The 17,884-nt window shown below is 26.7% G+C and carries 18 protein-coding genes; 10 read left to right on the top strand and 8 right to left on the bottom strand.

Translation table 11 applies throughout. From position 1 onward, the window contains the following. Positions 1 to 194 precede the first annotated feature (194 nt). Entirely contained in the window at positions 195 to 770 is a 576-nt protein-coding gene (locus HNP63_RS04265; RefSeq protein ID WP_110482918.1) for a hypothetical protein, read from the top strand. A gap of 75 nt (positions 771 to 845) precedes the next feature. On the opposite strand, the gene HNP63_RS04260 is transcribed toward HNP63_RS04265, so the two are convergent. Together HNP63_RS04260 and HNP63_RS04255 are read right to left on the bottom strand one after the other, a co-directional pair. Continuing rightward, the gene (locus HNP63_RS04260; RefSeq protein WP_004790329.1) at positions 846 to 1,865 is read right to left on the bottom strand and encodes a glycoside hydrolase family 3 N-terminal domain-containing protein; all 1,020 of its coding nucleotides are present in this window, start codon (positions 1,863 to 1,865) and stop codon (positions 846 to 848) included. Next, positions 1,853 to 3,328, bottom strand: a complete 1,476-nt coding sequence (locus HNP63_RS04255) for a UTP--glucose-1-phosphate uridylyltransferase (RefSeq protein ID WP_183227290.1) — start codon at positions 3,326 to 3,328, stop codon at positions 1,853 to 1,855. Before HNP63_RS04255 ends, HNP63_RS04260 begins: the two co-directional genes overlap by 13 nt. 142 nt (positions 3,329 to 3,470) lie before the next feature. Between HNP63_RS04255 and HNP63_RS04250 the strand changes: the two genes are divergently transcribed. After that, the gene (locus tag HNP63_RS04250) at positions 3,471 to 5,261 is read left to right on the top strand and encodes a phosphoglucomutase (protein ID WP_183227288.1); all 1,791 of its coding nucleotides are present in this window, start codon (positions 3,471 to 3,473) and stop codon (positions 5,259 to 5,261) included. Between the two features lie 76 nt (positions 5,262 to 5,337). On the opposite strand, the gene trpS is transcribed toward HNP63_RS04250, so the two are convergent. The 3 genes from trpS to HNP63_RS04235 are packed head-to-tail and all read right to left on the bottom strand — an operon-like array spanning position 5,338 to position 8,390. Continuing rightward, positions 5,338 to 6,384 (bottom strand): tryptophan--tRNA ligase, encoded by a 1,047-nt coding sequence (gene trpS / locus HNP63_RS04245; protein ID WP_048830476.1) that lies wholly within the window; start codon positions 6,382 to 6,384, stop codon positions 5,338 to 5,340. Positions 6,385 to 6,386: 2 nt separating this feature from the next. Continuing rightward, complete coding sequence (locus tag HNP63_RS04240; RefSeq protein WP_004790344.1) at positions 6,387 to 7,475, bottom strand: AI-2E family transporter; 1,089 nt, start codon at positions 7,473 to 7,475, stop codon at positions 6,387 to 6,389. 57 nt (positions 7,476 to 7,532) lie between these two features. After that, positions 7,533 to 8,390, bottom strand: a complete 858-nt coding sequence (locus tag HNP63_RS04235) for a haloacid dehalogenase-like hydrolase (RefSeq protein WP_015055238.1) — start codon at positions 8,388 to 8,390, stop codon at positions 7,533 to 7,535. 108 nt (positions 8,391 to 8,498) lie between these two features. On the opposite strand from HNP63_RS04235, the gene cdaA reads away from it, so the two are divergent. From cdaA to priA, 7 genes are read left to right on the top strand one after another with little or no spacing between them, the layout of a single operon-like run. Beyond that, the gene (gene cdaA, locus HNP63_RS04230) at positions 8,499 to 9,269 is read left to right on the top strand and encodes a diadenylate cyclase CdaA (protein ID WP_014486333.1); all 771 of its coding nucleotides are present in this window, start codon (positions 8,499 to 8,501) and stop codon (positions 9,267 to 9,269) included. A gap of 4 nt (positions 9,270 to 9,273) precedes the next feature. Then, the gene (locus tag HNP63_RS04225; protein WP_004790379.1) at positions 9,274 to 10,278 is read left to right on the top strand and encodes a YbbR-like domain-containing protein; all 1,005 of its coding nucleotides are present in this window, start codon (positions 9,274 to 9,276) and stop codon (positions 10,276 to 10,278) included. Beyond that, positions 10,275 to 10,649, top strand: a complete 375-nt coding sequence (gene acpS / locus HNP63_RS04220; protein ID WP_183227286.1) for a holo-ACP synthase — start codon at positions 10,275 to 10,277, stop codon at positions 10,647 to 10,649. Before HNP63_RS04225 ends, acpS begins: the two co-directional genes overlap by 4 nt. Positions 10,650 to 10,652: 3 nt before the next feature. Next, a complete protein-coding gene (locus HNP63_RS04215) occupies positions 10,653 to 11,492 on the top strand; it encodes a DUF2225 domain-containing protein (RefSeq protein WP_004790625.1) in 840 nt (279 codons plus the stop codon). Then, positions 11,493 to 12,233, top strand: coding sequence for a tRNA pseudouridine(38-40) synthase TruA (truA, locus tag HNP63_RS04210; protein WP_004790594.1), 741 nt, complete (start codon positions 11,493 to 11,495; stop codon positions 12,231 to 12,233). After that, complete coding sequence (locus HNP63_RS04205; RefSeq protein ID WP_015055244.1) at positions 12,226 to 12,825, top strand: uracil-DNA glycosylase family protein; 600 nt, start codon at positions 12,226 to 12,228, stop codon at positions 12,823 to 12,825. Before truA ends, HNP63_RS04205 begins: the two co-directional genes overlap by 8 nt. Beyond that, complete coding sequence (gene priA, locus HNP63_RS04200; protein WP_004790377.1) at positions 12,818 to 14,809, top strand: replication restart helicase PriA; 1,992 nt, start codon at positions 12,818 to 12,820, stop codon at positions 14,807 to 14,809. The genes HNP63_RS04205 and priA overlap by 8 nt, the downstream gene beginning before the upstream one ends. Here the strand turns inward: priA and udk are convergent. After that, complete coding sequence (gene udk / locus HNP63_RS04195) at positions 14,806 to 15,429, bottom strand: uridine kinase (RefSeq protein ID WP_004790381.1); 624 nt, start codon at positions 15,427 to 15,429, stop codon at positions 14,806 to 14,808. The two genes, priA and udk, sit on opposite strands and share 4 nt — an antisense overlap. Then, a complete protein-coding gene (locus tag HNP63_RS04190) occupies positions 15,429 to 15,803 on the bottom strand; it encodes a rhodanese-like domain-containing protein (RefSeq protein WP_004790706.1) in 375 nt (124 codons plus the stop codon). Before HNP63_RS04190 ends, udk begins: the two co-directional genes overlap by 1 nt. 127 nt (positions 15,804 to 15,930) lie before the next feature. Between HNP63_RS04190 and HNP63_RS04185 the strand changes: the two genes are divergently transcribed. Then, positions 15,931 to 16,905, top strand: a complete 975-nt coding sequence (locus HNP63_RS04185) for a YitT family protein (protein WP_004790380.1) — start codon at positions 15,931 to 15,933, stop codon at positions 16,903 to 16,905. Here the strand turns inward: HNP63_RS04185 and HNP63_RS04180 are convergent. Further along, on the bottom strand, positions 16,902 to 17,882 hold the full coding sequence (locus tag HNP63_RS04180; protein ID WP_183227284.1) for an RluA family pseudouridine synthase: 981 nt from the start codon (positions 17,880 to 17,882) through the stop codon (positions 16,902 to 16,904). The genes HNP63_RS04185 and HNP63_RS04180 overlap by 4 nt on opposite strands. Positions 17,883 to 17,884 lie beyond the last annotated feature (2 nt).

Below are 17,884 nucleotides of genomic sequence, written 5' to 3'. Positions count from 1 at the left end.
AAATACAAACTATATTATTACAACTAATTGAAGAATTCTTTTCAATGGTGAATCTTTTGTATACAATTAGATTATATATTTAGATATAATCTAATAGTATACAAAAGATTCACAATTCAAAAGAATTCTACAATTAGTTGAAAAAAAATAGTTTGTATATAATAATATTATTATATACAAATAACTATGTTGAAATGAAATATACTGCTTTTTTATCAATCTTATTATTATGTAGCATTAATTTATTTTGTTTTCAAAATAAATTAACTGCTTCTCAATGGGAATTTCCTAAAGGAGATATAATTAAAAAAAAAATAAAAATAGGTATAATTTACCACAATTATATAAATCCTGTCTTTTATAATGAAGACCCTAAATACATTGCCTTTATCGGAATATTAACATCTTATAATGAATGGATTGAAATACAGTTCAGTCCTATAAATTTTTTCACTATCCCAACAAAGAAAGATTTTATTTCAAATACTTATTTTAATTTAGCTTTCACTATTTACATTGTTAAATATTCAATTTTAGCTGATACACTTACCATAAAATTCTTCATTGGAACCCAAATCGATTTAACTCTAAGAACTACTATTTTTACAGGAAAAACAACTAATGCATTTCTCTATCCGATCTTTCCCATAATTACCTTAAAATTTGAAATTGATTTCATACCTAATAACTACAGCATTTACTATAAAGTATCAACTTCCTTTAAAGAATTTATTCTTTTAGATCTAGGAATTTCTATATTTATACCATAAAAATTTTAAACAAGAGATTATCCAATATATACACACCAAATCGACAAAGACCAACAAATCTTTAAAATAATTCTACTAAGGAATAAGAACTATATTTATACCTGAACTTAAAGACTTTTTAATAGCATTTTCAACATTAGAAAAACTTTTTGTAATTGCTCCCATATCATAAGAATCTGTTATCATAATACTAGTAATATTTAAATTTTCCCTTATAATATTAACAATACTCTTGGACATGCTAGTTATATCTTTGGAAATTTTTGGGACATTTACATGGCCAATCATAATAAATTTAGCAGCCTTGCCAAAAACAAACGGAACAAAGTTATTTAACATTAAAAAACTTTTACTATAAGGCAAAAACGCCAAATATTTATGCGTATCTATGGTCGTTCCTCCTAATCCAGGAAAATGTTTAATTGCCGAAAATACTCCATGATTCTGCATGCCATCAATAAAAGCTTCTACCATAAGCCCAATATTATAAGCAGAATATCCTCCAAATGTTCTATTTAGTAAAGGGGTATGTGGTACAAATTTTATGTCGGCAACTGGAGCCATATTTAAATTAATACCTAGTCTACGCAATTGTTTAGCAAGAACTTCGCCAATTTTATAAATAAGATGTAAATCTTCAACACCCCCTACATACTCCATGGCTGGAAAATTATAAACCCCCATTTTTTTATTTTCACTAGCCCTACTAACTACCCCTCCCTCTTCATCAATAGCAACAAAAATATCATGTCCAATATGACTTTTTATTGCAGTAATCAATTTTTTTGTCTGCTCAGCATCTTTTAAATTTTCTCTAAATAAAATTATACCAATCGGATTAATTTTTTTGATTCTATTAATATCGTCGGTATTAAGTCCTTGAAAATTATTAAAATTTGTTAAATTTCTAATTCCAATAAACAGATTTCTATCTTTTAAAATAGTTTGAAAATCAAATTCACCTAAAAATTTCATCAAATCCACAAGATCTGATTTATCCCTATTAAAATATTCATAATCTATTTCTGGCAAAGATTCTATCGCAAATAAATTTAAAGAAAAAAATAAAAAAGTTATAATTTTCAAAAAGTCCATCTATAACACCCACGCAGCAAACCATAATCTTTTGATAACAAATCAGAAAAAGAACAATCTAAATCTTTAGTAGCATCAAAATTATTGACTCTCTTCTTAGAATATACATACCTATCTTCAAGATAATTACTATTAAGTAACATGTCGATAAATAATTTTGCAGGACGGAATCTTTTACTTCTGTCAACTGTTAAAATTAATGGATTTTTCATTAATTTTAACACTTCCCATGTTATTTGCTCAACCGAAATATATTTACCAAATTCTTTATCTTGCTCTATAATTCTGATAGGCATTTTTTCTATTATTTCATCAATATTTTTTATCAAATACTCTAAATTAAAAAGCCCAGTAGCACAATTAAATAACAGTCTATTACCCTTATTCTCAAACTCTTGTATAACCTCTGAAGAAATTCCTCCGCCAATATCAACACAAGTTAAACGATTTTCACCATTTACTGCTAATACTCCTCCCTTAAAATCTGTCTTGTTTTTAAAACTAAATTCAAATCCAGAAGAACAATTAGTTAAAGCCATTACAGCAAGTGCTTTAAAATTAATTGTAAAGCCCATATTATCAACATTGCCAATATATATGAATCTTTTTCCAGATTCATAAAGCTGCAAATAAATATCTTTTAAAATTTTAAAATTTTGACCATGACCAGCAGGCAAAGCTAAAATAGAATTATTATTTTTATTATCATTGAAAGTAAAATATTGATAATTAGAGCTATTTAATTTTTCATAGCAATAAACTAAAGGTTGGACAGCTGTAAAAATATCATCTTTTTTAAGATTGCAAAAATTTACACTTTTAATCAAATCATCTACAAATAAATCGTCCAAAAATTTTGAAATAAATTCATCCGTTTTGCAACTAGTCATTTGAAATATTGAAGGTTTAATCCTTTTACCATAACAAGATTCATATCTTTTGGCAACCATTAAAAGATGTCTGATTTTCAAAGCCAAAAATGAAAATCCAAAACTACCGTCTTTGTTAATATAAGCTGGGGTTATCCCCTTTGGGAATTCTCCAAATTTTTCTTTAAATTCAAGTATTTTAGATTCATATAACATATATAAATCTTCATTAAACTTTTTATTTTTAGCCAAATCAAAATAACTTGTCGCAGAGCCTCCATTTAAGATACCGAAAGAAAGATATGGAAAAAGAATGAGTCCCAAATTTTCAAGATCACAAGAAGAAAAAATATAATAATCACCTTCTTCTGAGTTCAAAAATTTAGAAAAATCATGAAAATATTTTTTTAAATTATCTTCAACTAAACCTTTGTTAAACTTAAACTTCGAAATTTTATCCGAAATATCAAAAATATTTTTATGACCATCACAAGGAAAATATTTGATAAATTCAAAATTACTAACCCCTATCTCGCCAGAATTAAGTTTTTTAAGTATCATTTCAGAAAAAATTTTATCAACTTTAACATTCATTAGTAAAAACCAAGACCTTTAATATAAAGGGAATTAATACAAGCAAAAAAATAAATTTTTAAGTATAATAAATATAAACTACCATATTATTTTGACTATTATAGCAATAATATGGCTAAAATATCAATGGGAAAAAATTTACATGCTTAAACAATATTCATTTAATATTAAAAACTTTAAAAAAGCTTTTAATGAGACGATATTTTCTCCTTCGGGATTTAGAAAAATTTTTGCAAAATCAAAAAATAAAGATTCAATAGAAAATGAAATAGATAATGAAGACAAAGTACTAATAGCACTAATAATCTTCACAATATCAAATTATTTTAAAAATGAATCCAATCCTCCGTATATTGGATTAGGATTAGACTCAAGACCAACTGGCAACATTATTGCAGAAATAACAATGAAAATATTAATAACAACTAAAGAAAAGGTTAGGTTTTTTGGCATACTTCCAATAACTGAAATTTTGGCTTGTACAAAAAACAGTAAAGATTTGAAGGGTTTCATTTACATCTCTGCAAGCCATAATCCAACAGGATACAATGGAATAAAAATAGGATTAAACGATGGTGGCGTGCTAAATTCTGCAAAAACTCATGAAATAATAAAACAAATTAAAAATAATAGCCAAAATGAAAAGTTAATAAACTATTTAATTAATACTTTAAACAAATTTGATGAAGATAAATCCCATTTAGAATATTATAACAAAATAATAAAGTTGGAAAAACACAATAAAAACCAATCTTACGAAGCATATAAATCATTAATACATGAAATAACATATGAAAACGATATTAACAATAAAAATATTGAAATTTTAAAGAAAAGAATACTAAAAAATCCAATCGGAATAATAGCAGAAATGAATGGGAGCTCCAGAATCAATTCAATAGATAAAGAATTGATAGAATCTTTGGGTTTAAAAGTAGAATTATATAATGACAAAATAGGTGTTTTCAAGCATAATATTATCCCTGAAGGAAAATCTTTAAATGAATGTAAAAAGCTACTACAAGAAAAATATTTACAAGACAATTCTTTTGAACTAGGATATGTACCTGATTGTGATGGGGATAGGGGTAATTTAGTGTTTATAGACAAAGCTACAAAAACTCCAAAAATCATCGAAGCACAAAAAATATTTGCACTTGTAGTAATTTCGGAGCTCAGCTATCTTTACTATACAGGAATAAAAAATAACATAGCAATAGTAACCAATGATGCAACATCTCTAAATATTGAAAAAATTGCAAATTTTTTCAACGCCAAAGTTTATAGAGTAGAAGTTGGAGAAGCCAATCTAACAGAAATGGCAGATGATTTAAGAGCTCAGGGATTGATTGTAAAAATCTCAGGGGAGGGATCAAATGGGGGTTGTATAATACATCCTTCAAGGGTAAGAGACCCAATTACTACTCTACTTAGTATCGTAAAATTATTAAAAATGAAAGAACTTTACCAAATATGGTGCAAATTATCTAAAAACTACTATAAAGAAAAATATAGCTTAAAAGATATTTTAAATACAACAAATTTTTATAGCAATGTAATAGTATCATCCGAGAAAGCCAATTTAACAAATCTCAAAATAGAAAATCAAGAAATTTTAAAAAGCAATTATGAAAATCTATTGATCAAAGAGATAAAAAACAATAAGTTATTTCAAGAATTATCAATAGTTGATTATGAAATCATTAACTATGAAGGTACAAGACAATCTAAGATTAGAACAGGAGATTCCTCAGGAGGATTAAAGGTATTGTTAAAAACTAATAAAGAAATTGTTGCAACCTTATGGATGAGAATCTCAAAAACAGAACCCGTAATAAGGGTTCTCAGTGAAGTTATTTATACAAAAAGAAACATTTTATTCAAGCTACTAGAATTTAATAAAAGCTTAATAAAAAAGGCAAATCTACCATAATAATTAATATTGTTTGATTTAAATAATAAGTTAATCACCACTATAAGTCTAGCATAAAATCAATGATTTTCATTCTTCATTTTTTATTTTTTTCGGCACTATATCTTATTCCATTCCAAGTTTTTGAAAGTCCTATTAAATCTTTCACATCTTTTACTACTTTATTTGCGATAAACCTTGCCTTGCTAGTACCATCAAAAATAATTTCATCAATGTAATCTTTTTTTTTGGTTTCATAAAATCTTCTTTTATCTCTGATTGGCTTTAAAAAGCTATTCAAAGCTAAAAACAATTTCTTTTTAACCTCAACATCACCTACTTTACCCTTCTTATACCTGTTTTTAAGATCTTCAACTTCTTCGTGATTACTATTAAAAATACTGTGATAAATAAAAACAGGGTTACCTTCAACATTACCAGGAATATCTGCCCTTATTCTATTTGGATCTGTATACATAGACATAACTTTTTTTTCTAACAAATTTTCATCATCGTTTAAAAAAATTGCATTATCAAGACTCTTGCTCATTTTATTCTTACCACAAATACCCACCAAAGGACGAGAATCCGTAAAAACAGATTCGGGTATTGGAAAAAAATTATTTTTATACAAATGATTAAACCTTCTTGCAAGTTCTCTTGCAAATTCAATATGAGATTCATTATCGCGACCAACGGGAACTAAATTGGCTTTTGCCATTAAAATATCTGCACTCATAAGAACAGGATATCCTAAAAGACCGTAAGGAATCTCTTTAAGTCCAGCTGCAATGCTCATATCCTTTATACTTGGGATCCTTTGCAAGCGAGCAACAGTAACAATCATTGAAAATATTAAATAAAGCTCAAAGAGCTCCGGTATGGCTGATTGCAAATATATACTAACCTTATTAGGATTAATCCCGCAAGCAAGATAATCTAAAACCATTTCTCTAACATTAAAAGGTATTGTATTGATGCTTTTCAAATCGGGTTTTGTAGTCAAAGTATGTAAATCAGCTATAATAAAATATGTTTCATACTCTTCTTGAAATTTCAACCGATTTACTACAGATCCCACATAGTGTCCTAAATGAAGAGCACCAGTAGGTCTATCTCCTGTAAGCATAACCTTTCTTTTCAAAATTAAATCTCCTTATCTTTGTCTGAAACATGGCTAATATTGCTTAAAATCTCAGAACCACCTAAAAATACAGAAAAAGACTTTAACCAACTTACATTATCAACTATTACCTTTACAATTACAGTAAAAGGATAAGCTATTAAAAGACCCACAATACCCCAAAGCCATCCCCAAAAAAACAAAAAACATAAGAGCAAAAATGGTGAAATATCAAGTCTTTTCCCCTGCATTTTCGGCTCAAGAATATTTCCAATCAACATTTGAACAGCAGTATTGTATATAAAAATATAAAGCACTATGTTTAAATTTGGATAAAATTGAATTAAAGATGTTATTACAATAAAAAACACAGCTAATATAGACCCAATGCTGGGAATAAAATTGAAAACAAAAGTAAGAACTGCCCAAACAAGAGGAAAATCTTGTCCAAACAAAGTTAATCCAATAAACACTAAAATACCTGTTAAGCAGCTCACAAGAATTTTTATCCCTAAATATTTGCCAATTTGATTATTAATCGTATCTAGAGCCCCAATAAATCTAGTAGATACTGGCTTTTTAAAAGCTTTATCAAGTTTCATTCCAAAAACATGTATTTCTGAAAGCAAAAAATACAACAACAAAAAGACTACTACCAAGCTACTTGTAAATCCAATAATCTCATTAGAAGCTCTTGTTAAAAACGGATAAATGTACCCAGAGAAATTTATATCATTAATAACAGAACTATCAACTTTATAGCGACTAAGCACATCTTTCATAATAAATGCCAATTGATTTTGATAGTAGGGTAATTGCTTCATTAAAACAGTAACACTGTAATAAACAAAACTAAAAATCAAATAAGAAAAAGAAAATAATAAAAAAAATATAATAAAAACTATTAAAAATTTTGGAACTTTAAATCTTGCCAAAAAAGTATAAACTGGATAAACTAAAAATCCCAACACTATGGAAATAGCCAAAGGTTTAAATACAGCCTCTGCTATTTTAAAAGCCCCAATAAATATTAAAACTATGACAATACAATAAAAAACAGATTCTATTCTCCAAGGCCTTAACCCTTGATTTGTATTTAAATCTTTAAACATATCTCCTCTTTTTATTTTTTTGCTGCTTTTATCAACTAAAAAAAGTGAATTAATAAACTACACGCTCAAGCAAATTTTCTCCATTATCCAATTATACAATTTAGTGCCTTTACTATAATTGGCCTCAGCAAAATCTCCTACCCTATTCTCATAAAACAATTTTTTTGCATTCGTATCATTTTCATGATACACTGTCAAGGTATTTCTACAATGATTTAAAATATTATTTAAGATTTCAAATGCCGGAATATCAGTAAATCCATCTGCAATGTAAAATATATTTTTAAAAGGAATTTGTCTTTTACTCTTTGGTACTCTCTGATTTATCTTCTCATAAGAACCTTTATTAATTTCAAAAATAACCCTGGTTTTTATTGTATGATCTACAAAATAGCAAACACTGCTTAAAACCTTGTTTTTAGAAAATTTTTCATCTCTAAGTTCATAAAAAGGCATCAAATAAGAATCTATAAACTCACATGCCCATACTTTGCTCACATAAGGTGCAATTTTGCTTCCCAAAATCATTTGTCTAAACCCGCTTGAAACAATATAAATCTTAACCTGCGAATTATTACCTTCCAACTTCTTATTTATCTGAGATATCTCATCAAATAAACCAATAACCCCTTCAAAAAATCTTAACTTAGCACCTAAATTAAATAGCACTTTATTATTTAAACTTTTAAAAACCCCCTCTCTTACATAGGTTAAAAAATGAGATAAATATATCATTTCATTAGAAATGATATTATAACCGTTTTGATTATAAACATACTCTAAACTTTCAACTTCTCTCCAAAAGGAGCAAGAATCAACACAATACTCATCAAACAGCACTTGCTGCATATTACCATAAATAAGAGTATTGTCAAAATCAAATATTAAAGCTATAATATTTTCTCTTTTATTCATAAATTTAAAAACAATTTAATTTAATTATAAACTGTGCTTATTTATATATTTTATATTATACTAATATAGATCAATAAGTACAGTGTTTTAACATTGAGTAGAAAATTTGTGATAGACATAAATGATTTAAATCAAATAAAAGATACTTTTTCAAGAATTTTAGATCTAAGCTTAATTAGCATCTTAGTATATTACATATATAAAAATGTAATCAATTCTTATTCTACAAATCTACTAAAAGGAATGTTGATCATAACCTCTATAGGAATTATCTCATATTATTTAAATCTCTATACCATTAGCTGGCTGTTAAATTATATAGCCAATATATTGCCAATAGCAATAGTCATACTTTTTAATCAAGAAATAAAAAAAATAATAATGCAAATTGGAAATTTTAATTTAGCTTTTAAGCTTTCAAATAAAAAAGAAGAAACTTTAAAAGTTGTTGCTGAAATCCTCAAAGCAGTTAAACATCTTTCTGAAAACAAATCTGGCAGCCTAATATGCATCGAAAAAAAAATACAGCTGGAGCAAATAATAAACAAAGGGACTAAAATTGATGCACTAGTATCTAGCGAACTGCTAATATCACTATTTGAGCGCGAAACCCCTCTTCACGACGGAGCTGTAATAATTAGTAAAAATAAATTAAAATACGCAGGTTCATTTTTACCATTATCCAATGTTGATTCTATTAGCAAAGCATTTGGAACAAGACACAGAGCAGGACTTGGGATTTCTGAAAATTCTGATGCAATAACAATAATAACCTCCGAAGAAACTGGATCTATTTCTATTACAATCAATGCAAAATTGGAATACAATTTAAGTTTAAACGAAATTAGAAATAAATTGAATCTCGAGCTAATAGAGTAAAATAATGAAAATAAGCAAAAAAATAACAAATATAATAAAATTACTATTTGATGATTGGCAAAATAAAGCTATTTCCATTTTAATAGCTATTCTAATGTTTGTAGCGTTTCATTTCAACAAAATAGAATCAATAACAACTGAAAAAGAATTCAACATTATCTTGAACGATCAAATAGCTCTTAGAAAAATGCCTGACTTTAGCAAGGTCAAGATTACAATAAAAGTTAACAAAGATGACTTAAAATATCTTGATCTTAATAAAATAATATTATTTATTGAAGCATCAAAAATAAAAATTCCTGGAAAATATAAGCTCCCAATAAAAATAAAAAATCTTAACTCAATACACATTGCAGAATATAAACTCTCAAAAACAAATGTGGTTCTGGATCTTGATAACAAAATCTCCAAATTAGTTAAAATAGAACCTAAGTTTAAACTTATAGAAAAAGATGGTAAAGGAGAATATTTTATTGCAAAATACAATATATTACCTGAACATTTATTAGTATGTGGCCCCGAACAAGAGCTCAAAAAAATAAACACTATTCAAACCAACGTAAAAGAGTTTGATACAAGAACCCTATTTGTATCAGATTATCTTGAAGTAGTACCTCCAAATCCCCTAGTTGTGTTTGAAAAAAGTCATGTAGTAATCAATATTTATTTAAACAAAAAATATTCAAACACAATAATAAAATCTCCTAATCTTATTTTTAATAATCTAAAAAATGGTCTTGAGATTAAAGATAAAGAAAAAATAATAAACCCAGAAAACAAAATGTTTGTAAAAATAAAAACAAGACTTTCTGAAAAACAAATTAAAACCCATATAAACAAACAAAATATAAACCTTGCTTTTGATTTAGCAAATATAAAAACCCCTGGAATTTACAACATTAACACAAATATAATTCTTAAAGAGAATATCAATGAAACAGAAATATATGATTATGAACCTAAAAAAATAAAACTTGAAATAATTGAAAGCTCAGAGATTAAACCATGAAGTCAATAGGATGTGATATAATAAAGGTTGAAAGATTTAAAAGTTTTTTAGAAAATAAAAAAAAAATGGAGAGATTCTTTACACACAAAGAAATTGAAAATTTTAAATTAAAAGGGGGCAGCATTATAGAAAGTTTAGCTGGAAAATTTGCAGCTAAAGAATCTTTAATCAAAGCGTTAACTCCACTGTTGCAATATAAAATACGTTATAGTCTTAAAGATATTGAGGTAATAAAATCTTTAAAAGGAAATGCAAAATTTTGTTTGCATAATGAAATTGAAAAATTTGCAATAAAAATGAATTTAAGGCTATATCTAACAATATCCCATGAAAAGGAGTACGCTATTGCATTTGTAATGGTAGAAAATTAATTCATGAAAAAAATATCATTTTTTACAAAAGAAAAAATTGAATGCCCTATATGCTCTTTTAAATTTCAAAAAGAAGAACTTTTGACTGGAAGTAGTAGATTAATAGCTGGTAAGTTAAAAATTGATCTAAAAAGAGAATATATAAAAAACGACAAATATGGCAATATTTATCCTAGAATATATTCTGTAATAGTATGTCCAAAATGCTACTTTGCAGCATTCCCAAGCGAATTTAATTCAATTCCTAAAAACAAAAAAGAAATTTTGCAAAATAAAAAATCCGAAAGAAAAAAAATAAATGCGATTTTTGATAATATGATCAACTTCAGCACATCTAGAACATTAAAAGAAGGGGCTGCAAGTTATATTCTTGCCATGTTGTGTTATGAACATCTTGAAAAAAATCATAACCCCACACTAAATCAAGCAAAAGCAGCAATAAGAGCCGCTTGGACATTTGAAGACCTTGAAAAAGAAGAACCAGACAAAAACTATAATTATCTTCAAAAAATATTTTATCACAAAGCTGCGTATCTTTATAAACTAGTTATCGAAAAAGACAAAGACAATTCAGAACCTGTTAGCGCATCAACCATATTTGGCCCAGATACAGATAAAAATTATGGCTACGATAGTGTTCTCTACTTGTCAGGCCTTCTAGAATACTTTTATGGAAATAAAGACAATAAAGAATACAGATACAAACAACTAAACGACATAAAAACTACTCTTTCTAAGATAGCGGGAATGGGTAAATCTTCAAAAGAAAAACCTTCAATACTTTTAGATAAAATCAAAGAGGTTTACTTTAAAATATCAAAGGAAATGAAAAATCTTAAATAAATGAAAAAAATATTAGCTGAAATCGCTTATGACGGATCTATGTACCATGGATTTCAAATACAACCAACAAAGCCTACGATTCAAGGAGAAATTGAAAAAGCTTTGATGAAAATCAACAAAAAAAAAATAAAGATTCATTCATCCGGAAGAACAGATAAAGGAGTTCATGCAAAAAGACAAATAATAACTTTTGATATAAACATCAATATTCAGTTAAACAATCTAAAAAAAGCTTTAAATGCAATATTATTAAAACCCGGTATAAAAATACTAAAACTCAAACATGTGAAAAATTCATTTCATCCGCGTTTTAACGCTCAAAAAAGAAAATACAGTTACTGTATATTAAACAGCGATAACTACTATCCCTGGGAAAGCTATCAAGCTTACTATGTAAATAAAAAACTAAACATTAACAATTTAAACCAAATGGCTAAAATATTAATTGGAAACCATGATTTTACCACATTTTCATGTATAAAAGATAAAAGCAAATCCAAATTTAGGCATATACATTCTGCCAAATTTAAAAAAAAAGGAAAATATATTATTTTTGAAATAATAGGATCTTCTTTTTTGTGGAAAATGGTAAGATCAATAATAGGTACAATGTTGGATATTGAAATAAAAAATGAATCAATTTCTACTTTCGAAACAATACTAAAATCAAAAAATAGAAACCTTGCAAGAACTACCGCACCCGCAAATGCTTTATTTTTAGATAAGGTTTACTATGAATAACAATATTTTAACTAAAAAACTTTTTTTACTTAAAATATTAACAAATAATATCGAAGGCAAAATTACAGAAAATTTTGAAAAAATAGATAATGAGATTAAACAAAAAATAGAAAAGGTTAAAAATGTTAAAATTTATCAAAAAAATGAAAATAGTAAAGAACTTACAAAAGTACCTGTAAAAACCAAAAACTTAACAAACCTATTATCACATAATAGCTTACAAGAAAAAAGTATAAACAACCACATCATAATATATGTAAACAAAAACTATCTTAACGAACCCTCAAAAGACATTATAAAAAAATGGTGCAAAAGCATAAACATACACAATTATAAAATAATAGATACTATTGAATCACTTAACTTAGAAATCAACAACAAAAACCCTAAAGCAATTTTGTCTTGCGAAGAAATAGATTTTTTCTTAAATCAACCACTAAGAATTCAAATTGTAAGAGGAATAGAACTAAGATTTAAAGGCATTCCATTAGTTTTTACATACCTTCCTACAAATCAAATAAAAAATCCAGAATTAAAAAAAGAAATATGGCAAGATTTAAAAATAATAAAAGGCATAATAAAATATGGTTGAACATCCTAATTCAAGTTATTACTATGAAATTGCAATAAATATTCCTTTAAATAAACTTTTTTTTTACAGGTTCAATTTGAATCTAGAAATTGGAATAAGAGTAATGGTTGATTTTAATGGCTCTAATAAAATTGGAATAATTATTAAAAAATATTTTGAAAACGAATTTAAAGAAAATTTTGAATTTAAAATAAAAGACATTATTAAAATAATAGATAAAACCAAAATAATAACAGAACATAACATTGATTTAGCACATTGGATTAGTAAAAAAACATTTTCGGGATTTGGAGAAACTTTATTCTTTGGGTTGCCCAAAAATTCAAAATCTAAAAAAAATCAAATATTGCCTTCAATAAATGAGTATTCGTATCTGGATCATAAAAAGTGCCTTCAACTAAACAACGAACAACAAAATATTTACAAAGAAATCATTGGATCAGAAAAAACTAATGTTTTTTACCTTTTTGGAATACCTGGATCTGGAAAAACTGAAATATTTATCAAATTGTGTGAATACTACTTAACACTAGAACAACAAGTACTTTTCTTGATTCCTGAAATATCATTAGGATATCAAATAATAAAAAGAATAAAATATGCATTAAATAATATGCACCATAAAATTTATGAATATAACTCTAAAGTTTCAAATTCTAATAAAAATTTAATATGGAATAAAGTCAAAAATGGAGAAAGCTTGGTTGTTATTGGCATTAAAAGTGTACTAATGCTACCTTTTACAAAATTAAAATTAATAATTATGGACGAAGAACACGAAACTACATACAAATCTGAAAATATTCCAAGATTTCACTCAAGACACATATCATTTTTTTTGCAAAAAAAATTTAATGCTAAATTTATAATGGGAAGCGCAACACCTTCTCTTGAAGCATACTACGCAATGAAACATAATCAAATAAAAAAAATTATAATGCAAAACAAATTCTCTCAAAACAAAATAGAAGATATAAAAATAATAAATATGAAAAAAGAACCTAGCACAATTTCATCAGAACTATTATACAGTATACAAAAAAGTTTAAATGAAAAAAGACAATCTTTAATTTTCATTAATAAAAGAGGATACCTAAAAAATCTCGAATGCAACGAATGCGGGCATGTAATTTGTTGCCCAAATTGCTCATTTAGTCTAATTTACTACAAAAAAGAAAACAAACTTTCATGTCACTATTGTAGCTATAAAACAAATACAGCAAACCATTGTCCTCAATGCAAATCAAAAGACATTAAATACAAAACTTATGGAATTCAACTTGTTGAAAAAGAGTTAAGAAAATTTTTGCCAAATGCAAAAATTGCAAGAATAGATTCTGATATTACAAAAATAGAAAATATAAATTCAATAAATAAGTTTGAAAACAAAGAAATAGACATACTTATCGGGACACAAATCATTGCAAAAGGATTCAATTTTGAAAATATAAAAACACTGGGTATAATCAACGCAGACATTGGAATAGGATTACCTGACTTTAGAAGCAGCGAAAGAATTTTTACAACACTCTCACAAATTATGGGAAGAGTTGCAAGATTTAAAGATGATAACACAATTATCATACAAACAAAAAATCCTAATTATTATGCCATAAAATATGCTTATAAGAATCAATATGAACAATTTTACGAACAAGAACTAGATATACGAAAAAAATTAAACTACCCTCCGTTTAACAAAATTATTAGAATAGTATTTAGAAGCAAAAATGAAAAATCTGTTAAACAAAAATGCTGGGAATTTTTTGAAAAATCTAAAGAATTTTTGCAAGAAGGAATTGAGCACTTAGGACCATCAGAAGCTATTATGAAAAAAATATCTAAAAATTACAGATACAATATAATATACCTGTCAAAGTCCTATAGCTTACTTGAAAAATTAGTTAACAAAACAAGAGAAAAGGTGAAAATAACAAATGCTGTTTATATTGAAATAGATTATTATCCAATATCATTAATTTAGATAAAATCTAGCCCTCCTTCTTTACTTAAAGACTTAAGAAAAGTTGAAAGTACATAAAGCGCTTTATCATTGTGGCCTCCCTCAGGAATAATAAGATCAGCATATTCTTTGGTAGGCTCAATAAACCTATAATAACCCCATCTAGTGGTGTTTAAATATTGATCAATAACCGACTCTAAAGTACGTCCTCTTTTAGAAATATCTCTTCTTAACCGCCTAATAAATCTAATATCATTTGGGGTGTCAATATATATTTTGAGATCTATTAAATTTCTTACCCTCTCTTCAACAAAAATCATAATACCCTCAACAATAATAACAGGAGTTGGAACAACCAAAACCGTTTTAAGCTGCCTTTTATGATTAATAAAGTCGTAAAGGGGCATATCTATTGGGCTATTTTTTTTTAAATTTTTCAAATGTTCATAAAACAAATTATTATCAAAAGCATCAGGATGATCGAAATTTACCTTAGAAAATTCATATTCATAATCACCCACACTTTTATAGTAATTATCTTGAGAAATAAGGACAAACTCCGGAATAAACTCACTAATCTTGCTTACAACTGTAGTTTTTCCGCTTCCAGAACCGCCAGATATCCCAATAATCTTAGCCATCAATCAACTTCTTTTTCTTTCATTTGTGGCATATCTTTCAAAGTACCAGCCACAAATACATTCTTAAATCCCATACTTTTTAGAACTTTTTTAGCCTCGTAAGACTTATTAAAACTTTTACCATAAACAATTATTTGGGATTCAAAATCACCCAATTTATCCTTTTTAGCAAACAAATTATTAAAAGGAATGTTAATTGATTTCACATAATGAGACTTACTATATTCTTTGGGAGATCGAATATCTAAAATTTTTGCTCCATTTTTGATTTTTTCCAATAAAAACAGATTAATCCTTTTCATTCTAAGAACAATAAAAAACCAAATATAAAAAAAAAGAAGAACAACCAATACTATAAATTTTACATAATTCATCGCCATAGTTTTCATGAACATGATATCAAAAAAAATAAAAAAAGGGAATAAAATTGTTTTTTTTGCAAAATTAATATAAACTTCAAGTAAGTTATTTTATAGCTTAAAAAGTAACACTATAGTTAAGATGAAAAAGAAAAAAAAGATACGTTGTCGTAGAATTAAAAAAAAACTCAAACTATTATTCATTATACTAGCGAAAAAATTAAAAACCATAGCTAAAAATCCCAAGTTAATATTTGACAGCACAATGCAAATAGCTTTGGGGTCTGCACTAATGGCAATTTCTACAAATGTTTTATATATTCCTCACGGACTTCTTAGTGGAGGAATTGGGGGCATTTCATTAATGCTTCATTACCTGTTAAGCTTCAATTTAGGATGGACAATATTTGCATTAAACATCCCATTATTTCTTATTGGAATAAAATTTTTAAATATAACATTCATCATTCAAAGCTGGATTTCAATGGGATTATATTCTATTATCATAAACTACTCCCAGTTTTTACAAAATAAAATACATCTTAATGACATGATGCTTGTATCAATATTAGCTGGACTTATTTCTGGACTTGGGCTTGGACTAATATTTAAAGGTAAAGGATCTTCAGGGGGATCAGATATAATTGCGATGATCATTAAAGAAAAATATTCAATTAGTATTGGAACAACAAACTTTATAGTTAATTTAGTAGTATTAATGCTTGCAACATTTTTCTTTAATATTGAAATCGCCCTTTATACACTAATAGCATCATTTGTAACATCTATCATGACAGACAAAACAAGCACTGGATTTGGCAATCAAAAAGCGATATTAATCATTTCGGATAAAGGAAAAGAAATTGCTTATCTTCTTACAAACAAGTTAAAATTAGCTGCTACGTTAATAGGCGGGAAAGGAGCTTGGGCAGGAACAGAAAAAACTATAGTATTTATAGTAGTTCCAATAATGCGTTTATCAAGAATTAAGTATATATCACAAAAAGTTGATCCAAATTGTTTCATTACTGTTATTAACACTAATGAAATTACTGGGGGCAAAATAATAACTAATTCAATCTCATTAAAACAAGAAAAACAAGAAATTTTAAATTAAAAATCTTTTAAGAAGAGAACCAAATTATCAATAATCAAATTCAATTCATCGCTCTTATAAAAATTTGACAAAAAAATAACAAATCTTTTGGGAAATTCAGAAATGAATTTCTTAAAAGAATTTTTTCCAACATCAATTTCAAGCTTATAAGAATGAAGCATTAAAGTTATTTTTTTAAAACTGCCATCTACTCTGCCATACACCTCATCTCCCAATATTGGAAAATTAAGATATTTCATATGAACTCTCAATTGATGCGTACGACCAGTTTTAGGCTTTAAAGCTAAAAGAGAATATCCTCCAAAATTGAGCAACAATTTATATTCTGTTAACGCTTTTTTACCTCTATCTTTAGAAACACTAAATTTTTTTCTATTATATTTATCTCTATCTATAAAAGATTCAATACTTCCAAAAAAACTATTAAAATTGCCCTTAACAATTGCAATGTAGACTTTATTTGTCCTTCTATCTTTAAACTGCTGGGCCAAAAACCTCACAGTGCTAATGTTTTTTGCACAAATTAAAATCCCAGAGGTATCTTTGTCTAATCTATGAACAATTCCGGGTCTAATTTTTTCTTCATTAAAATTAATTTTTAATCCTTTTATATGGTATAAAAGAAAATTTACAACAGTATTATCCCAATGCGATATTCCAGGATGACTTAAAATTCCTTGTGGTTTATTCAGAACAATAATATTAGAATCTTCATAAATTATATCAATAGAAATATTATTAGGCCTAAGATAATCAATTTGACTACTCTCTTCGTCAAATTCAATAAGCATTTCATCATCCTTAAAAACAGGCTTAGATAATTTTATCTTAAAAAATTCTCCATTACTCTTTTTGAACGCTTCTACATTTCTTTTTTTAATCTGACTTCTAGTAAAAAATTCCAAATTATTTGATAAGTAAAGATCCAATCTTAAAGCATTTTCTTTAACAGTAAATTCTTTCTTAAGTCTTATCATAT

This window comes from Borreliella afzelii (genome assembly GCF_014202295.1).
In the GTDB taxonomy this organism is placed as follows: domain Bacteria; phylum Spirochaetota; class Spirochaetia; order Borreliales; family Borreliaceae; genus Borreliella; species Borreliella afzelii.
The sequence above is the reverse complement of the archived record's forward strand: the minus strand, read 5'-3'. Positions and strand labels throughout refer to the sequence as shown.

Coding starts and splice junctions, on each gene's coding strand:
- HNP63_RS04265 (WP_110482918.1), top strand. CDS start 195: ATGAAATATACTGCTTTTTTATCAATCTTATTATTATGTAGCATTAAT.
- HNP63_RS04260 (WP_004790329.1), bottom strand. CDS start 1,865: ATGGACTTTTTGAAAATTATAACTTTTTTATTTTTTTCTTTAAATTTA.
- HNP63_RS04255 (WP_183227290.1), bottom strand. CDS start 3,328: ATGAATGTTAAAGTTGATAAAATTTTTTCTGAAATGATACTTAAAAAA.
- HNP63_RS04250 (WP_183227288.1), top strand. CDS start 3,471: ATGCTTAAACAATATTCATTTAATATTAAAAACTTTAAAAAAGCTTTT.
- HNP63_RS04240 (WP_004790344.1), bottom strand. CDS start 7,475: ATGTTTAAAGATTTAAATACAAATCAAGGGTTAAGGCCTTGGAGAATA.
- HNP63_RS04235 (WP_015055238.1), bottom strand. CDS start 8,390: ATGAATAAAAGAGAAAATATTATAGCTTTAATATTTGATTTTGACAAT.
- HNP63_RS04225 (WP_004790379.1), top strand. CDS start 9,274: ATGAAAATAAGCAAAAAAATAACAAATATAATAAAATTACTATTTGAT.
- acpS (WP_183227286.1), top strand. CDS start 10,275: ATGAAGTCAATAGGATGTGATATAATAAAGGTTGAAAGATTTAAAAGT.
- HNP63_RS04215 (WP_004790625.1), top strand. CDS start 10,653: ATGAAAAAAATATCATTTTTTACAAAAGAAAAAATTGAATGCCCTATA.
- truA (WP_004790594.1), top strand. CDS start 11,493: ATGAAAAAAATATTAGCTGAAATCGCTTATGACGGATCTATGTACCAT.
- HNP63_RS04205 (WP_015055244.1), top strand. CDS start 12,226: ATGAATAACAATATTTTAACTAAAAAACTTTTTTTACTTAAAATATTA.
- priA (WP_004790377.1), top strand. CDS start 12,818: ATGGTTGAACATCCTAATTCAAGTTATTACTATGAAATTGCAATAAAT.
- udk (WP_004790381.1), bottom strand. CDS start 15,429: ATGGCTAAGATTATTGGGATATCTGGCGGTTCTGGAAGCGGAAAAACT.
- HNP63_RS04190 (WP_004790706.1), bottom strand. CDS start 15,803: ATGAATTATGTAAAATTTATAGTATTGGTTGTTCTTCTTTTTTTTTAT.
- HNP63_RS04185 (WP_004790380.1), top strand. CDS start 15,931: ATGAAAAAGAAAAAAAAGATACGTTGTCGTAGAATTAAAAAAAAACTC.
- HNP63_RS04180 (WP_183227284.1), bottom strand. CDS start 17,882: ATGATAAGACTTAAGAAAGAATTTACTGTTAAAGAAAATGCTTTAAGA.